The organism is Dyadobacter sp. CY261 (genome assembly GCF_021440085.1).
In the GTDB taxonomy this organism is placed as follows: Bacteria; Bacteroidota; Bacteroidia; order Cytophagales; family Spirosomataceae; genus Dyadobacter.
Genome location: NZ_JAKCPW010000016.1, coordinates 15,193 through 29,898, shown reverse-complemented (window position 1 = coordinate 29,898; position 14,706 = coordinate 15,193). Strand labels below are relative to the sequence as shown.

13 protein-coding genes are annotated in these 14,706 nt (G+C 48.9%); 11 read left to right on the top strand and 2 right to left on the bottom strand.

Going from position 1 to position 14,706, the window contains the following annotated elements:
• Positions 1-2: 2 nt before the first annotated feature.
• Together LZD49_RS30120 and LZD49_RS30115 are read left to right on the top strand one after the other, a co-directional pair.
• Positions 3-662 (top strand): response regulator transcription factor, encoded by a 660-nt coding sequence (locus LZD49_RS30120; protein ID WP_234671746.1) that lies wholly within the window; start codon positions 3-5, stop codon positions 660-662.
• 106 nt (positions 663-768) lie between these two features.
• On the top strand, positions 769-1,449 hold the full coding sequence (locus LZD49_RS30115) for a type 1 glutamine amidotransferase domain-containing protein (protein WP_234671745.1): 681 nt from the start codon (positions 769-771) through the stop codon (positions 1,447-1,449).
• 8 nt (positions 1,450-1,457) lie between these two features.
• On the opposite strand, the gene rfbC is transcribed toward LZD49_RS30115, so the two are convergent.
• Complete coding sequence (gene rfbC, locus LZD49_RS30110; RefSeq protein WP_234671743.1) at positions 1,458-2,003, bottom strand: dTDP-4-dehydrorhamnose 3,5-epimerase; 546 nt, start codon at positions 2,001-2,003, stop codon at positions 1,458-1,460.
• 97 nt (positions 2,004-2,100) lie between these two features.
• On the opposite strand from rfbC, the gene pyrF reads away from it, so the two are divergent.
• The 7 genes from pyrF (at position 2,101) to LZD49_RS30075 (ending at position 10,482) form a co-directional block, all read left to right on the top strand.
• The gene (gene pyrF / locus LZD49_RS30105; RefSeq protein WP_234671741.1) at positions 2,101-2,928 is read left to right on the top strand and encodes an orotidine-5'-phosphate decarboxylase; all 828 of its coding nucleotides are present in this window, start codon (positions 2,101-2,103) and stop codon (positions 2,926-2,928) included.
• A 36-nt stretch (positions 2,929-2,964) separates the two neighbouring features.
• Complete coding sequence (gene lysA, locus LZD49_RS30100; protein WP_234671739.1) at positions 2,965-4,194, top strand: diaminopimelate decarboxylase; 1,230 nt, start codon at positions 2,965-2,967, stop codon at positions 4,192-4,194.
• A gap of 132 nt (positions 4,195-4,326) precedes the next feature.
• Positions 4,327-4,791 carry a YciI family protein gene (locus LZD49_RS30095; protein WP_234671737.1) on the top strand — a complete coding sequence of 155 codons (465 nt, stop codon included), beginning with the start codon at positions 4,327-4,329 and terminating at the stop codon, positions 4,789-4,791.
• A gap of 123 nt (positions 4,792-4,914) precedes the next feature.
• The gene (gene clpB / locus LZD49_RS30090; RefSeq protein ID WP_234671735.1) at positions 4,915-7,518 is read left to right on the top strand and encodes an ATP-dependent chaperone ClpB; all 2,604 of its coding nucleotides are present in this window, start codon (positions 4,915-4,917) and stop codon (positions 7,516-7,518) included.
• Positions 7,519-7,732: 214 nt separating this feature from the next.
• Entirely contained in the window at positions 7,733-8,284 is a 552-nt protein-coding gene (locus LZD49_RS30085; RefSeq protein WP_234671733.1) for a type 1 glutamine amidotransferase domain-containing protein, read from the top strand.
• A gap of 113 nt (positions 8,285-8,397) precedes the next feature.
• Positions 8,398-9,891 (top strand): ATP-binding cassette domain-containing protein, encoded by a 1,494-nt coding sequence (locus LZD49_RS30080; protein WP_234671731.1) that lies wholly within the window; start codon positions 8,398-8,400, stop codon positions 9,889-9,891.
• Between the two features lie 60 nt (positions 9,892-9,951).
• Positions 9,952-10,482, top strand: coding sequence for a dihydrofolate reductase family protein (locus LZD49_RS30075; protein WP_234671730.1), 531 nt, complete (start codon positions 9,952-9,954; stop codon positions 10,480-10,482).
• A gap of 30 nt (positions 10,483-10,512) precedes the next feature.
• On the opposite strand, the gene porQ is transcribed toward LZD49_RS30075, so the two are convergent.
• The gene (gene porQ, locus LZD49_RS30070) at positions 10,513-11,556 is read right to left on the bottom strand and encodes a type IX secretion system protein PorQ (protein ID WP_234671729.1); all 1,044 of its coding nucleotides are present in this window, start codon (positions 11,554-11,556) and stop codon (positions 10,513-10,515) included.
• Positions 11,557-11,665: 109 nt separating this feature from the next.
• On the opposite strand from porQ, the gene LZD49_RS30065 reads away from it, so the two are divergent.
• Positions 11,666-13,225 carry an acyl-CoA carboxylase subunit beta gene (locus tag LZD49_RS30065; RefSeq protein ID WP_234671728.1) on the top strand — a complete coding sequence of 520 codons (1,560 nt, stop codon included), beginning with the start codon at positions 11,666-11,668 and terminating at the stop codon, positions 13,223-13,225.
• 167 nt (positions 13,226-13,392) lie between these two features.
• Positions 13,393-14,682, top strand: coding sequence for a Gfo/Idh/MocA family oxidoreductase (locus LZD49_RS30060; RefSeq protein WP_234671727.1), 1,290 nt, complete (start codon positions 13,393-13,395; stop codon positions 14,680-14,682).
• The last annotated feature ends 24 nt before the right edge of the window (positions 14,683-14,706 follow it).

The window sequence follows — 14,706 nt, the reverse complement described above, 5'->3', positions numbered from 1 at the left end:
CTATGAGCACACTTAAACTAGGGATTGCCGACGACCACGAACTGTTCAGAAAGGGTTTTATCTCCATGCTGAGCGGCATTCCCGATTTCGAATTTATACTGGAAGCCGCTAACGGCCAGGAGCTCCTGGACCGCCTGCCTGCCAATACACCCGATATCGTCTTTATGGATCTCCAGATGCCGGTCATGGATGGCATTCAGGCGACAGAAGCGGCTTTTGAACGCTTCCCGAATATCAAGATCATCGTCGTTTCCATGTACAATGAAGACCGTTTCGTTATTCACATGCTCGAAAAGGGCGTACAAGGTTACTTGCTGAAAGACACAAGCCCCGACGAAGTGGAAAAAGCCATCCGGCGGGTCCACGAGGAAGGTTTCTATTATAACGACTTCGTGTCCAAGGCCATGCACCGGAAAATGGTGAACAGACAAGTCAACAAACATCCTTTTTTCCCCAACGCATGCAATGTTGCATTATCGTCACGGGAGAAAGAAGTCCTTCAACTTATTTGCGACGGCCTTTCTACAACCGAGATCGGCGACAAGTTATTCATCAGTGTGCGTACCGTGGAAGGGCACCGGTTGAGAGTTTTGGAAAAAACCGGCACCAAGAGCACCGCCGCGGCAGTAGCATTCGCTTACAAAAACCAACTGCTGAACTAAGCGTAACGCTTTCCTAATTTCCGATGGAAACTTCCGGGGTTTGTGCTATATTTCCCGGAGCCATTCCATGGCCGCCATGGAATGGAGACCATTTCCACGAACCGTTATGAAAGTCCTGATCGTCTGCACAAACCACGATACCTACCCCGTCAAAAGCTCTAAAACGGGTGTATGGCTCAACGAACTGACACATTTCTATGATGTAATGGCCAAAAGGCGCATTATCATGGACATCGTGAGCCCGCTTGGCGGGAATGTGCCTGTGGACGAAAGAAGCCTCGATCTGAAAGACGAATGCAATGCGCGATATTGGGAGGACCCTGCATTCCGCCAAAAACTACAAAACTCTCTCAAACCTTCTGCAATCGACCCGACCGATTACCGGCTGATTTACTTCGCCGGCGGCCACGGCGCAATGTGGGATTTCCCTGAAAACAACGAATTACAGCGCCTTGCAAAGACCGTTTACGAAAGGAATGGCATGGTAACAGCCATTGCACACGGCGTTTGCGGGTTACTTAATGTCCGGCTTTCAGACGGCACATTGCTAATCCAGGATAAGTATGTTACAGGTTATTCCAAGGTTGAAGAAACCCTGGTCAGTTTTGTAAGTGAAGTGCCCTTTTATCTGGAAGACAAGTTGAAGGAAAACGGCGCGCATTACACCAAAGCCATGATTCCCTTTGTGGAGTTCATTGAAATGGATGAACGGCTCATCACCGGGCAGAATTCGCATTCCGCCCGGAAAATTGCGTCGAAAGCTTTGGAAGAGCTTTTTGAGAAGTAAATCTGAAACTAGTTGATCAATTCTCCGAAAAGGGAACGGAAAGTGGGCAGGATCAAATCCTTTTTCGATACGATCGGATCGGAAATACCCCAGTCGATATTCAAGTCGGGATCATTCCAGAGAATACCGGATTCGGATTCCTTACTATAAAGGTTTGTACATTTATAGCTAAAAATCGAGTCCTCGAGAGCTACGAAACCGTGTGCAAAGCCTTCGGGAATGTAGGCCATATTGTTTCGCTCACCGCTCAATTCAAAAACTTCATGCTTCCCGAAAGTTGGGGAATCGGGACGGATATCTACTGCGACATCCAGCACCTTTCCACTAATAACACGCACCAGCTTGCCTTGTCCGAATGGCGCGTTCTGGAAATGTAGGCCCCTCACCACGCCTTTTTTTGAAAACGACTGATTGTCCTGCACAAAATTCACGGGCAGACCGAGTTTTATGAATGCCTCCACATTATACGATTCAAAGAACATTCCACGATCATCTTCGAAGACCCTTGGCAAAATTTCAACTAGACCGGCAATGGAGGTTTCTTTAATCTGCATATATCGTTATGTGTTGGTTGGAGCAAAGTTTAATGTTAGGGCAAATTTATGAATCTATTGCCAGAGGTTGTAATTTCGTCGCAATATTTACAAAATCATGAATTATCAAGAGCTCTTCCGGCAAATTTCGACTAAAAGGTCCTATTTGTGTGTGGGTTTGGACACCGATATCCAGAAAATCCCGGCGCATTTATTAAAAACCGCCGATCCCATCTTTGAATTCAATAAACAGATCATCGACGCGACCGCCGATTATTGTGTTTCCTATAAACCCAACATCGCGTTCTACGAAGCACTGGGCCCCAAAGGTTGGGAGAGCCTCCAGAGAACAATCGAATACGTCCCGAAAAGCCATTTTACCATCGCCGATGCAAAACGCGGCGATATTGGCAATACTTCCGGCCTCTATGCACGTGCATTTTTCGACAAATCGTCGTCCGGCCTTGAATTTGACTCTATTACCGTCGCTCCTTACATGGGAAGCGATTCGGTAACGCCGTTTCTCGCTTTCGAAGGCAAATGGGTGATCCTGCTTGCGTTAACTTCAAATCCTGGTAGCGCCGATTTTCAGCGGCTTGATGCGGAAGGCGCCGCGTTGTATGAAAATGTATTGCGGACATCGCAGGCCTGGGCAGGTTCCGACCGTATGATGTACGTCGTAGGCGCTACACAAGCTTCTGACTTTCAAAAAATCCGGAACATTATCCCCGATCACTTCCTGCTCGTTCCGGGTGTAGGTGTGCAAGGCGGTAATCTCGAAGAGGTGTCGAAGTTTGGCATGAACAAAAGTTGTGGGTTGCTCGTGAATGCATCGCGCAGCATTATCTACGCCAGCAACAGCACCGACTTCGCCGAAAAGGCGAAGCAGGAAGCCGCGGCGCTCCAACAGGAAATGGCGATTTACCTCGATAAATATTGTAATTAATCATTCTGGCACTGTCGTGTCAACCATACATTCGAAATGCTACTCTCTGACCACTACCCATATTCGATCCAGGGTATCGATCCCGCCCAGTTAATCAACCAGTACGGAAGCCCGCTCTATGTTTACGACGGCGCGACAATCCGTAGGAAGGCCACCGAGCTTCAACATGCATTTGCAGGCGTGAATATGAAGATCAAATATGCGTGCAAGGCCAATACCAACCTCGCTATTCTGGGCCTGATGCGCGAAATCGGTGTAGAACTGGATGTGGTGTCTCCGGGCGAGCTGGAAATGGGCAAAATTGCTGGTTATGAGGGCAACCAGATCACATTTACGCCCAGCGGTGTGCATTTCGAAGAAGTGAGCGCGGCCGTGGAAGCTGGAGCCATCGTGAATGTTGATAGCATTCCTTTGCTAGATTGGTTCGGGCAGACCTATGGCAACTCCAAGCCTTGTATGATCCGCATCAAGCCTAATGTAGCGGCTGGCGGCCATGCGAAGATCATGACTGCACATGCGGATTCCAAATTCGGAATTTCGGTGCTGCTACTGGATGAGATCCTCGCAGTGATCAAAAAATACGACATCAAAGTGATCGGCCTGCATCAGCATACCGGTTCGGACATCAAGGACGCCGAGCCATTTTTGAAAGTTGCCGACATTCTTTTAGAAACCGCCAAGCATTTCCCCGACCTGCAAATCATCGACCTAGGCGGCGGGTTCAAAGTTTCCTATCTGCCGGGCGATGCCATTACAGACATGGATTTACTGGGCAAAAAAATATCAAAGCGTTTTCAGACCTTCTGCCAGGAGTATGGCCGCGAGCTGCAACTCTGGTTTGAGCCTGGCAAGTTCCTGGTAAGCGAATCCGGCTTTCTGTTTGTACAAACAACCGTGGTAAAAGAAGATCCTGCCCGCAATTTCGTGCATGTGGACTCAGGTCTTAACCACCTGATCCGCCCGATGATGTATGGTTCCTACCACCACATCCTCAACATTTCAAACCCCAAAGGTGAGTTAAAACATTATAATGTGGTAGGATATATTTGTGAAACGGACACCTTTGCGGCCGATCGCGAACTGCCTGAAGTTCGCAAAGGCGATGTTCTTGCGTTCCTGAACGCGGGTGCATACGGTTTGACCATGAGCTCCAACTACAACGCACGCTTCCGCCCGGCCGAAGTTTTAATCGACAACGGTGAAGCAAAACTGGTGAGACGCCGCGAAACGATGGAAGATCTGCTCAGAACGCAAGCCGGTCTTTGAAAGACAATCGGATAATACTCCTAAGAAGCTGCATCGGGTTACTGGTGCAGCTTCTTGTTTTTAGTAGCATAGCGCATTCATTTTCAGTCAAATTTCAATACATTTATTGACCTACACTTAAATCGACGACTTATGAAAATGCTGTACTTCGCACTGCTGCTGTCCTGCCTGCTCCCCGTCTCAAACGCCAGCAACGCCCAATCCAATAACACTGCTTACGATTCGACCCTGGCTAAAAAGCTGAATGCAGATGAATATGGTATGAAAAAATATGTGATGGTATTCCTCAAAAGCGGGACTGCCACGAACGTCCCAAAAAGCACATCGGACAGTGCTTTCGCCGGACATATGCAGAATATCGCCCGCCTCGCGGACGCTGGAAAGCTGGTGGTCGCCGGCCCGTTCTTCAAAAACGACAAATACCGCGGCATATTTATCCTGAACGCGGATTCTATCGAGGAAGCCAAGAAGCTCGTTGAGACTGATCCCGCTGTACAAGCCAAGCTTCTGGATATGGAATTGCTGATGTGGTACGGCTCAGCGGCACTGGCGGAAACGCTCGAAATTCACAAGAAGATTGAGAAGAAGAGCCATTAATTCCTTGTCATTTTGTCCGAAACGCCCCCTCTACTCTATTTTTTCGAGACAAAATTTCCGATTCAATCATTCGGCACAACCTTTTTCGTGTAGCGTTGTATCATTAACGAAGCGATCAACGCCATGAACTTTAACCAATATACCATTAAGGCCCAGGAGGTGATCCAGCATGCGGCCCAGATGGTCCAGGGCAATCAGCAACAGGCTATCGAGACGGGGCATGTGTTAAAATCCATTCTGGAAGAGGATCCCAATACATCATTGTTCTTATTGAATAAACTCAATATCAGTGCCGACTTGTTTAACAACCGGTTGCAAAAGATATTGGACGGCTATCCGCGTGTAAGCGGAGGCCAACCCTATTTGGGTAACGATATGGCCGCTGCCAGTGGCAAAGCACAGCATTACCTGAAAGAATTTGGAGACGAATTCATCAGTATCGAGCTGCTGATACTGGGAATACTCAGCGGGAAGGACTCCACAGCCAACCTCATGAAGGAGCTGGGGTTTAAGGAAAAGGAACTGATCAATGCTATCAAAGAACTTAGAGGAAAAAATAACCCTGTGAAAGATCAAAATGCAGAAGCCACGTACCGCTCTCTGGAACGGTACAGCAAGAATTTAAATGAATTGGCCAAAGCCGGAAAAATCGACCCGGTAATCGGCCGCGATGAAGAAATCAGGCGGGTTTTGCAAATTCTAAGCCGCCGCACCAAAAATAACCCGATCCTTCTTGGCGAGCCGGGTGTGGGCAAAACTGCGATTGTAGAGGGACTTGCTCAGCGTATCGTGCAAGGTGACGTTCCCGAAAACCTGAAATCGAAGACCATCGTGTCGCTGGACTTGGGCTTACTGATCGCCGGTGCGAAGTACAAAGGTGAGTTTGAAGAAAGGTTGAAAGCGGTGATCAAAGAGGTGACCGACTCTGAAGGTGAAATTGTCCTCTTTATTGACGAGATCCATACGCTGATCGGTGCCGGTAGTGGTGGTGAAGGCGCCATGGACGCAGCCAACCTCCTCAAACCTGCCCTGGCACGCGGTGAGTTGCACGCAATCGGTGCGACGACTCTGAAAGAATATCAAAAGTATGTCGAAAAGGATAAGGCGCTGGAACGTCGCTTCCAGTCTGTAATGGTCGACGAACCTAACATTCCCGATGCCATCAGTATTTTGAGGGGTATTAAAGAAAAATATGAATTGCATCACGGTGTCCGCATTCAGGATGACGCGGTAATTGCTGCGGTAGAGCTTTCAAACCGCTACATCAGCGACCGTTTCCTGCCCGACAAGGCTATCGACCTCATGGACGAAGCCGCTTCCAAACTGCGCCTCGAAATGGACAGCGTACCGGAAGAGCTCGACGAACTGAACCGCCGCATTATGCAGCTCGAAATCGAGCGAGAAGCCATCCGCCGGGAAAATAACAAGGATAAAGAAACGGTCCTGAACAAGGAAATTGCCGACCTGAGCGAGCAACGCAACGCTTTAAAAGCTCAATGGGAAAATGAAAAAGGTAAGGTAAATGAGGTCCGTGCATTAAAAGAACAAAGCGAGCAACTCCGCCTGGAAGCTGAACAAGCTGAACGCGCCGGGGATTTTGGAAAAGTGGCGGAGATCCGTTACGGACGTATTCCGGAGGTGAATGCCAAACTGGAAGAGCTTCAAAAGTCGGAAAATGCGGAAAGCCTGATGCAGGAAGAGATCACGCCGGAAGACATTGCCGAGGTGGTTGCCAAATGGACCGGCATTCCGGTGAGCAAAATGCTACAAAGCGATCGCGAGAAACTGCTGCAACTGGAAGAGCATTTACACCACCGCGTGGCAGGTCAGGATGAGGCGATTGAAGTCGTGTCGGATGCTGTTCGCCGGAGCCGTGCAGGCTTGCAGGATTCCAAAAGACCGATTGGTAGCTTCCTGTTTCTTGGGCCAACCGGTGTAGGTAAAACGGAACTGGCCAAAACATTGGCAGAATACCTGTTTAACGACGAAAATGCCATGGTGCGGATCGATATGAGCGAGTACCAGGAACGTCATGCGGTAAGCCGTCTGGTGGGAGCGCCTCCCGGATATGTGGGTTACGATGAAGGCGGCCAGCTCACCGAGGCCGTAAGACGTAAACCTTACAGCGTGATTCTGCTCGACGAAATTGAAAAGGCTCATCCCGACGTTTGGAATATCCTGCTGCAAGTGCTGGACGAAGGCCGTTTGACGGATAACAAAGGTCGTGTCGCAAACTTTAAGAACACGATCATTATTATGACCTCCAACATCGGCAGCCACATTATCCAGGAAAAATTCGCGGAAGATGAGGGATGGAACCGGACGCTCATCGTCGAGGAAGCAAAACAAGCTGTGCTCGATTTGCTGAAAGCCTCGGTAAGGCCCGAGTTCCTGAACCGGATCGATGAGATCGTGCTCTTTGAACCGCTGACTTTGAGAAATATTCGAAAAATCGTAGATATCCAGTTCAAAGGCATCCAAAATATGTTGAAAGAGCAAGGTATCACGCTCGATGCGACAGACGAGGCGCTTACCAAACTCGGTGAAGAAGGTTTCGATCCGGCATTCGGTGCGCGTCCATTGAAACGGGTGCTCCAAAGAAAAATCCTGAATGAATTGTCGAAGGGCATTCTAAGCGGTCAGGTTGCGAAAGATGCGGTCATTATGATGGAGCTGAATTCCAAAGGTGACCTGATTTTTGAAAACGTTGGTGGAGTAGAGATTTAATCACGGAATAATACTAACAAAAAGAGCGGCAGCAATGTCGCTCTTTTTGTTTTGCCCAAATCAGGACACTTACCTTTCTTATTTCCCCAACTGTGGAAGCCTTACGCTAGCAGTAATCTGCGTGCTCGACGCAATTGTAAACACATTTTCAGGCATGATTTTTGTGCAATTATTTATTATAATAATCTAACCCTTTAATCCCACACCCGAATCCATGGAACTATCAATGAATTTCATCAAAGTCGCTATACTAGTAGCGGATGGATTCGAGCAGGTAGAGATGACCTGCCCCAGAAAAGTCCTAAACCAGCACGGAGCGACAACCCACGTTATCTCACCCAACAAAGACTTTGTTAAGGGGTGGAGCCATCTTGACTGGGGTGAGAACCACCGTGTAGATGTCCCTCTCGACATGGCGCGTGCGGAGTATTACGATGCACTTTTACTCCCGGGCGGGGTGATGGGGCTCGATGCACTTCGTGTCAATCAAAGGGCTATTGACTTTGTACGCGCATTCTTTGTCGCGGGTAAACCGGTAGCTGCTATTTGCCATGGCCCTCAGATCCTGATCGACGCGGACGTGGTGATCGGTCGCACACTGACATCCTATTCCGCCATTCGCCACGACCTCGAAAATGCGGGGGCAATTTGGGTAGATCAGGAAGTGGTAACCAACAATGGGCTCATAACCAGCCGCACTACCGACGATCTTTCGGCATTTGTCGACATGATGATCAAGGAATTCAATATGGAATTACATCACTGATTACACAATTCTGATTCAAACGCTTGGCCACGGCATCCGGAAACGGATGCTTTTTTGTTTCCATTTAAAGCCAAAATTTTAGTATTTGCCCATTCATTAGTTTGGCTTACCGCATGACACTCATTTCGCTTCAAAACGTTTCCGTCCGGAAATACGATTCAACTGTCCTTTCTGAAATAAGCTGGAATATAGAACAAGGGGAAAATTGGGCGATAGTAGGTCCGAATGGCTCCGGAAAATCGGTACTACTCGAAATAATCGCAGGTAAATGGCCTGTTCTATCCGGCAAAATCGCATGGAGTACGCCGCTCCGCGAAACCATCGAACTCGCTTCCAATGACTATTCGTTCAATCGTATCGTCAGCGCCGGTGCCGAATATTACCAGCAGCGTTTTCACGCCTATGAATCGGAGCGTGCCCCTACATTACGGGCAATATTAACCGACCAATTGAAACCGGTCGGAACCGTAGATGACAAATCGGTGAAGCTGGATCCGTCGAAAGTAAGTGAAGAGGAGCTAACACGCGTGACCTCCCTCCTGTCTCTCACTCATTTGCTCGACCACCCTTTCGTAACCCTTTCAAATGGTGAGACCCGACGAATGCTTCTGGCTAAATCACTATTGAAAAAACCACAAGTGTTAGTGCTCGACAACGCATTCAGCGGCCTCGACGTGCACTCACGTGAGGTGCTACGGAATGCATTGACAAAGTTGACTAAACTGGGCGTTACGATTATTATGGCCACTACCGCCACCGAGATACCACCTTGCATTACGCATGTGCTGGAACTGCAAGCAGGAAAGATCGATGCGGTGAAACCGGCGGAGCAATTTCGTGCGAGCGTAGCGCATACAACGCATTTCCCACAACCCGACCCGCAGAAACTCGCTCATTTCGGTCATCCCGAATTTACTGACTTTAATTATGCGCTCGATCTGCGGAATATCAACGTAAAATATGGTCACGACCAAATTCTCGACAACGTTAACTGGAAGATAGCCAAAGGTGAGAAATGGGCATTGTCCGGCCCTAATGGATCCGGTAAATCTACTTTGCTCAGCATCATCACCGCCGACAACCCGCAGCGTTTTGCGAATGATTACGATTTGTTTGACAAAAAACGTGGTGGGGCAGGAGCGTCGATCTGGGATATCAAGCAAAAGATCGGGCACGTCTCACCAGAGCTGCATTTATATTTCCCCAGAAATACGACTGTTTTCAAGACCATCGCTTCCGGTTTTTTTGATGCTACCGGAGTTTTCTTCAAAAAATTGACTGAAACGCAAATCGAGCGCGTGCACGAGGTGGCGGAGCTGCTACATGTGCATGGGTTGATTGAAAAAGATTTTTCACAACTTTCAAAAGGTCAGCAAAGAATGGTGTTGCTGGCCCGCGCATTGGTTAAAAACCCGCCGCTCTTGATCCTTGACGAGCCTTGCCAGGGACTAGATTCCGATGCAATCGATTATTTCAAATCGGTGGTGAATGCTATTTGCGACACCGATCAGCGGACTTTGATTTACGTTTCGCATTATCCGAACGAAATCCCGAGCTGCGTAACACATTACCTCAAACTTGAAAAAGGCAAAGTACTCGACTCCTGAGTTCCAACGATTGTCGGAAAATTGGCGTCCCATTTCCTACAATCTCCAATAAGGATCCATATGGCCAGAAAAGTAATACTATACATTGCCGCCAGCCTCGACGGTTACATTGCTTCGCGCGACGAAGACCTCTCATTTCTCTCGATCGTTGAAAAACCGGGAGAAGATTACGGTTATGCCGATTTTATTCAAACCGTCGATGCGGTCATTCTCGGCCGTAGAACTTACGATAAAGTGCTCTCGTTCGGTATCGGTTTCCCGCATGCTGAAAAGGAATGCTATATCGTCACCCGCACACCGCGAGCGCAGGAAGGTAATATTCGTTTCTACACCAGTGATCTGCAAACGTTGATTATTGACCTTAAACAAAGAAAGGGAAAAAACATATTTGTCGACGGCGGAGCGGAGGTTGTGCATAGAATGATGAAAGACGACCTGATCGATGAACTCATTATTTCTATCATCCCGATATTTCTTGGCGATGGCATCCGCCTTTTCCAGGACGGTCGCCCGGAGCAAAATCTTGAATTAGTGAGTTCTAAATCTTTTGAGAAAGGGTTGGTGCAACTGCATTACCGACGCAGCGAATGAGTGAATGGGTGATACGTGATTTACCTACTCTCATTTCTGTGTTTCTTTAACAAACCCATTTTTCAGGTTCATTAGCACGGAAAGCGAACTGCTGCCGAAGCCGGGCACATATTGTGCTCTTCCGTATCCTATTTCAAACCGCTCAATGCGCAGCCATGCGCCGAATGAGAATCCGGCCAATGCGCCGCGGTTTGTAAGCCGTAGCTCCTGTCTTTTCAAATGGTCGTAACCGAGCAGGATGCGGAAGTTGGAAAGTGCCAAAATCTCCGCACCGAGCGACAGGTGTCTGCCTAGCTTTTCGGCTATGCCTGCCTTTTTAGGAAGTTTATTCCCATTAATGTCGTAGGTGTAAAAGAGGTTTGGATCATTGTAAACCATGTCAAAGCGGTTCAAATGATGGGCTGTAAGCGAAACGCGAATAGGCATATACTTTGGCTTAAAAGTAACACCTACCCTAATGTCCAGCGGTAACACCGGCGTAGTTGCTCCATCGTAATTTTGTTTTAAAAAACCGAAATTTTTGGCTGCAAAACCGATGGTCAGATCTTCCCGTGGATGCCTGAACGTTGCTCCCCAGTCGAATGCCATTCCCCACGTCTGGTAGCTTTCAATAGAAGCTCCTACGAATTTGGCGGTTCCGCCGATTGTAAATGCACCTAATGTATGCCCGTAACCGGCCGAGAGGCCATAATCAGCAGCTCTGAACTCCCCGATCACATTACCGATATCATCTGTTTCCTGCATAGTACCATAGTTCAGGTATTGCAGTCCTACCGCCCAGATGCCACCTGTTTTGCGTATCCGGTTGGCATAACCCATATTGACAAATTTAGTATCGGCCAGATATGGCATCAGGTTCAGCGACACATTGTTAATTTGGGCGGAATCCAGCAATGCAGGATTTTGTAGAAACATTCCAGGATCATTGCCCTGCGCGGTAATATGGTTGGAACCCAGTGCAGTACTACGTGCCTGGGCGGGCAATTGGAGGAAATCGAGACGCGTGCGGCCTCCCGTGGTTTGCGCATGCAGTACATTCCAAGGTGAACAAAGCCATGTTAGCAGGAAAAACATACCGCAGCCTATCGACCTCATAAACATCCAATAATTTCCGGAATCATTAAAAATGACACTATATTTATAACCCGTTCAACAACAAATGTAACCATATCGCCTGTATTACATGGAATACCAATCGGCCGCCGCTTCAAAAAAAGAACTTTTAGATCAAAAAAATGCGGAGGCTGAACTCGGCGGTGGAGAAAACAGGATTCAGGCGCAACATGCAAAGGGCAAACTCACCGCACGCGAACGCGTTTCCATACTGCTCGACAAGGGTTCCTTCGAAGAAATCGGCCGCTTTGTAATGCACCGGAGCAAGGATTTTGGCCTTGATAGGGAGCATTACCTAGGCGATGGCGTCGTGACGGGTTATGGCAAGGTCAACGGCCGGCTAGTGTACGTTTTTGCGCAGGATTTCACGGTTTTTGGCGGCTCGTTGTCGGAGACGCACGCGGAGAAAATCTGTAAGATTATGGATTTGGCAATGAAAAACGGCGCACCGTTGATCGGTTTGAACGACTCTGGTGGCGCACGGATTCAGGAAGGCGTGCTCTCACTCGCGGGGTATGCCGATATTTTCTACAAAAATACATTAGCCTCGGGCGTGATCCCGCAGATTTCAGCCGTAATGGGGCCTTGCGCGGGCGGTGCCGTATATTCCCCTGCGATCACTGATTTCATTTTGATGGTTGAGAACACGAGCTATATGTTCGTGACCGGGCCCAATGTAGTTAAAACCGTAACTCATGAAGAGGTAACTTCCGAAGAGCTCGGAGGCGCGATGACCCATGCAACTAAATCGGGGGTTACGCATTTCGTTTCGGCCAATGAGGTCGAATGCCTGCTTTCTATCAAGAAGTTACTGAGTTATATGCCGCAGAATTGCGAGGACGACGCTCCCCGCTATCCTTACACGCCAGGCGACGAGCTCCGGCCTGCACTGAACAGCCTCATTCCGGAAAGTGCCAATCAGCCGTACGACATGCGGGAGGTCATTACCGAGCTCTCCGATCCGGATAGTTTTTTTGAAGTACACGAAAATTTCGCCGAAAATATCGTCGTAGGTTTCTCGCGGATAGCAGGACGCAGTATCGGCATTGTGGCCAATCAGCCTGCCGTTCTCGCAGGTGTACTCGACATTCATGCAAGCCAGAAAGCGGCCCGCTTTGTCCGATTCTGCGACAGTTTCAATATTCCATTGCTCGTTCTCGAAGACGTCCCCGGCTTCCTGCCCGGTACCGACCAGGAGTGGAATGCCATCATTACCAACGGCGCGAAACTTCTCTATGCATTCTGCGAGGCCACGGTCCCGCGCATTACGGTCATCACGCGTAAGGCGTACGGGGGCGCGTATGATGTGATGAATTCCAAACACATCGGCGCGGATATGAACTTTGCATGGCCTTCCGCTGAAATAGCAGTTATGGGCGCGAGCGGCGCTGCCGAGATCATTTTCAAACGCGAGATCGCACAAGCAGAAAACCCGGCGGAGAAATTGCAGGAGAAAATCGACGAGTATACCCACAAATTTACCAACCCTTACCGCGCCGCGCACCGGGGTTACATCGATGAGGTAATCCATCCCGACCAGACCCGCGCCAAGCTCATCCGGGCATTCGAAATGCTACAAAACAAGGTAGCTGTATTGCCCCGAAAAAAACACGGGAACATACCATTGTAACGAGCACGCAGCGCGTATTGTAACTTTTTTCAGATTTTCGGGTCTATTCCGTAGCCTCGCCTCATTAATGTGGGGTAATGCTGGGAATGCTTTGGCGCATTCCTGATATTGTGATAATTTCACAAGCACTTAGCAATCAATTTTATTTCCTAAAGAACCTTAACCTAATGAAAGAAGAGAAAGGAACTTCCGGCTCCCGGAGGAGCGCCTCCCGGAGGAACTTTATCAAAGGCTCGCTGGCTACGCTGGCTACGTTTTCGATCGTTCCCCGCCATGTGCTGGGAAAAGGTTACCTCGCCCCTAGCGACACGCTCACAAAAGCCATCGTCGGCACCGGCTCCATGGGCCGAGGCCACATCCCCTACGCAGGTACCAAAGTAGTCGCATTGTGTGATGTCGACAAAAAGCACCTTGACATTGCGGTGAATATGGTGGATAAGGGCATTAAGACCTTTTCCGATTACCGCGAGCTGATCCAGCTTCCGGAAGTGGACATTGTACACGTGGCTACGCCGCCACACTGGCATGGCATTATCGCCGCCGACGCCGCCCGTGCAGGAAAGGACGTTTGGTGTGAAAAACCGATGACACGTACAATCGGCGAAGGCAAACGTCTCGTCGAAGCCGTGCAGCAGCATGGAAGAGTTTTCCGTCTCAATACCTGGTTCCGCTTTGAAAGCAATTTCTATGGAATGAATACAACCGTAAAACCCATTAAAAAACTGGTTCAGAGTGGATTGCTTGGATGGCCTTTGAAAGTGACTGTCAGCAAGCATACCGGTTTCGACTGGAAATTTTATTGGGTAGGTAAAACAAATAATGCACCTCAGCCGGTACCATCCGAGCTCGACTATGATATGTGGCTCGGACCGGCACCTTACAAACCATACAGTGAACACCGCGTTCATCAGACATTCCGCGGCTACTGGGATTATGATGGCGGCGGCCTCGGTGATATGGGCCAGCATTACATCGACCCCATTCAATATTTCCTCGGCAAAGACGATACCAGTCCGGTAAGCGTGGAAGTGGACGCGCCCCAGCAGCATACCGAAGCTGTCGGCACCTGGCGCCGTATTACTTACACTTATGCCGATGGCTGCCAGATCGTGCTCGATGGAGAGGCAAAAGACGAAAAAGTAGCTTACATTGAAGGCCCAAAAGGTAAATTGTACCCAAATTTCAAATCAGATATTCCTGATCTGGAAAAGAAACTCGCCGCATTCCCCGATCCGGAGCCACAGGTTACCGACTTCGTGGACGCCGTTAAGAACAGGAAGAAATTTGCACTCAACGAAGAAAACGGTCACCGTTCCTGCACAATTGTGAACATGGGGCTCATCGCCTTGCGTCTCGGCAGGTCATTGAAATATGATCCCGACAAGCAGGAATTTATCGACGACGAAGGTGCAAACCGGCTGATCAACCAACCCATGCGCGCTCCCTGGACCATTTAAGAACTCAAAAGCTAGCTATTGCAG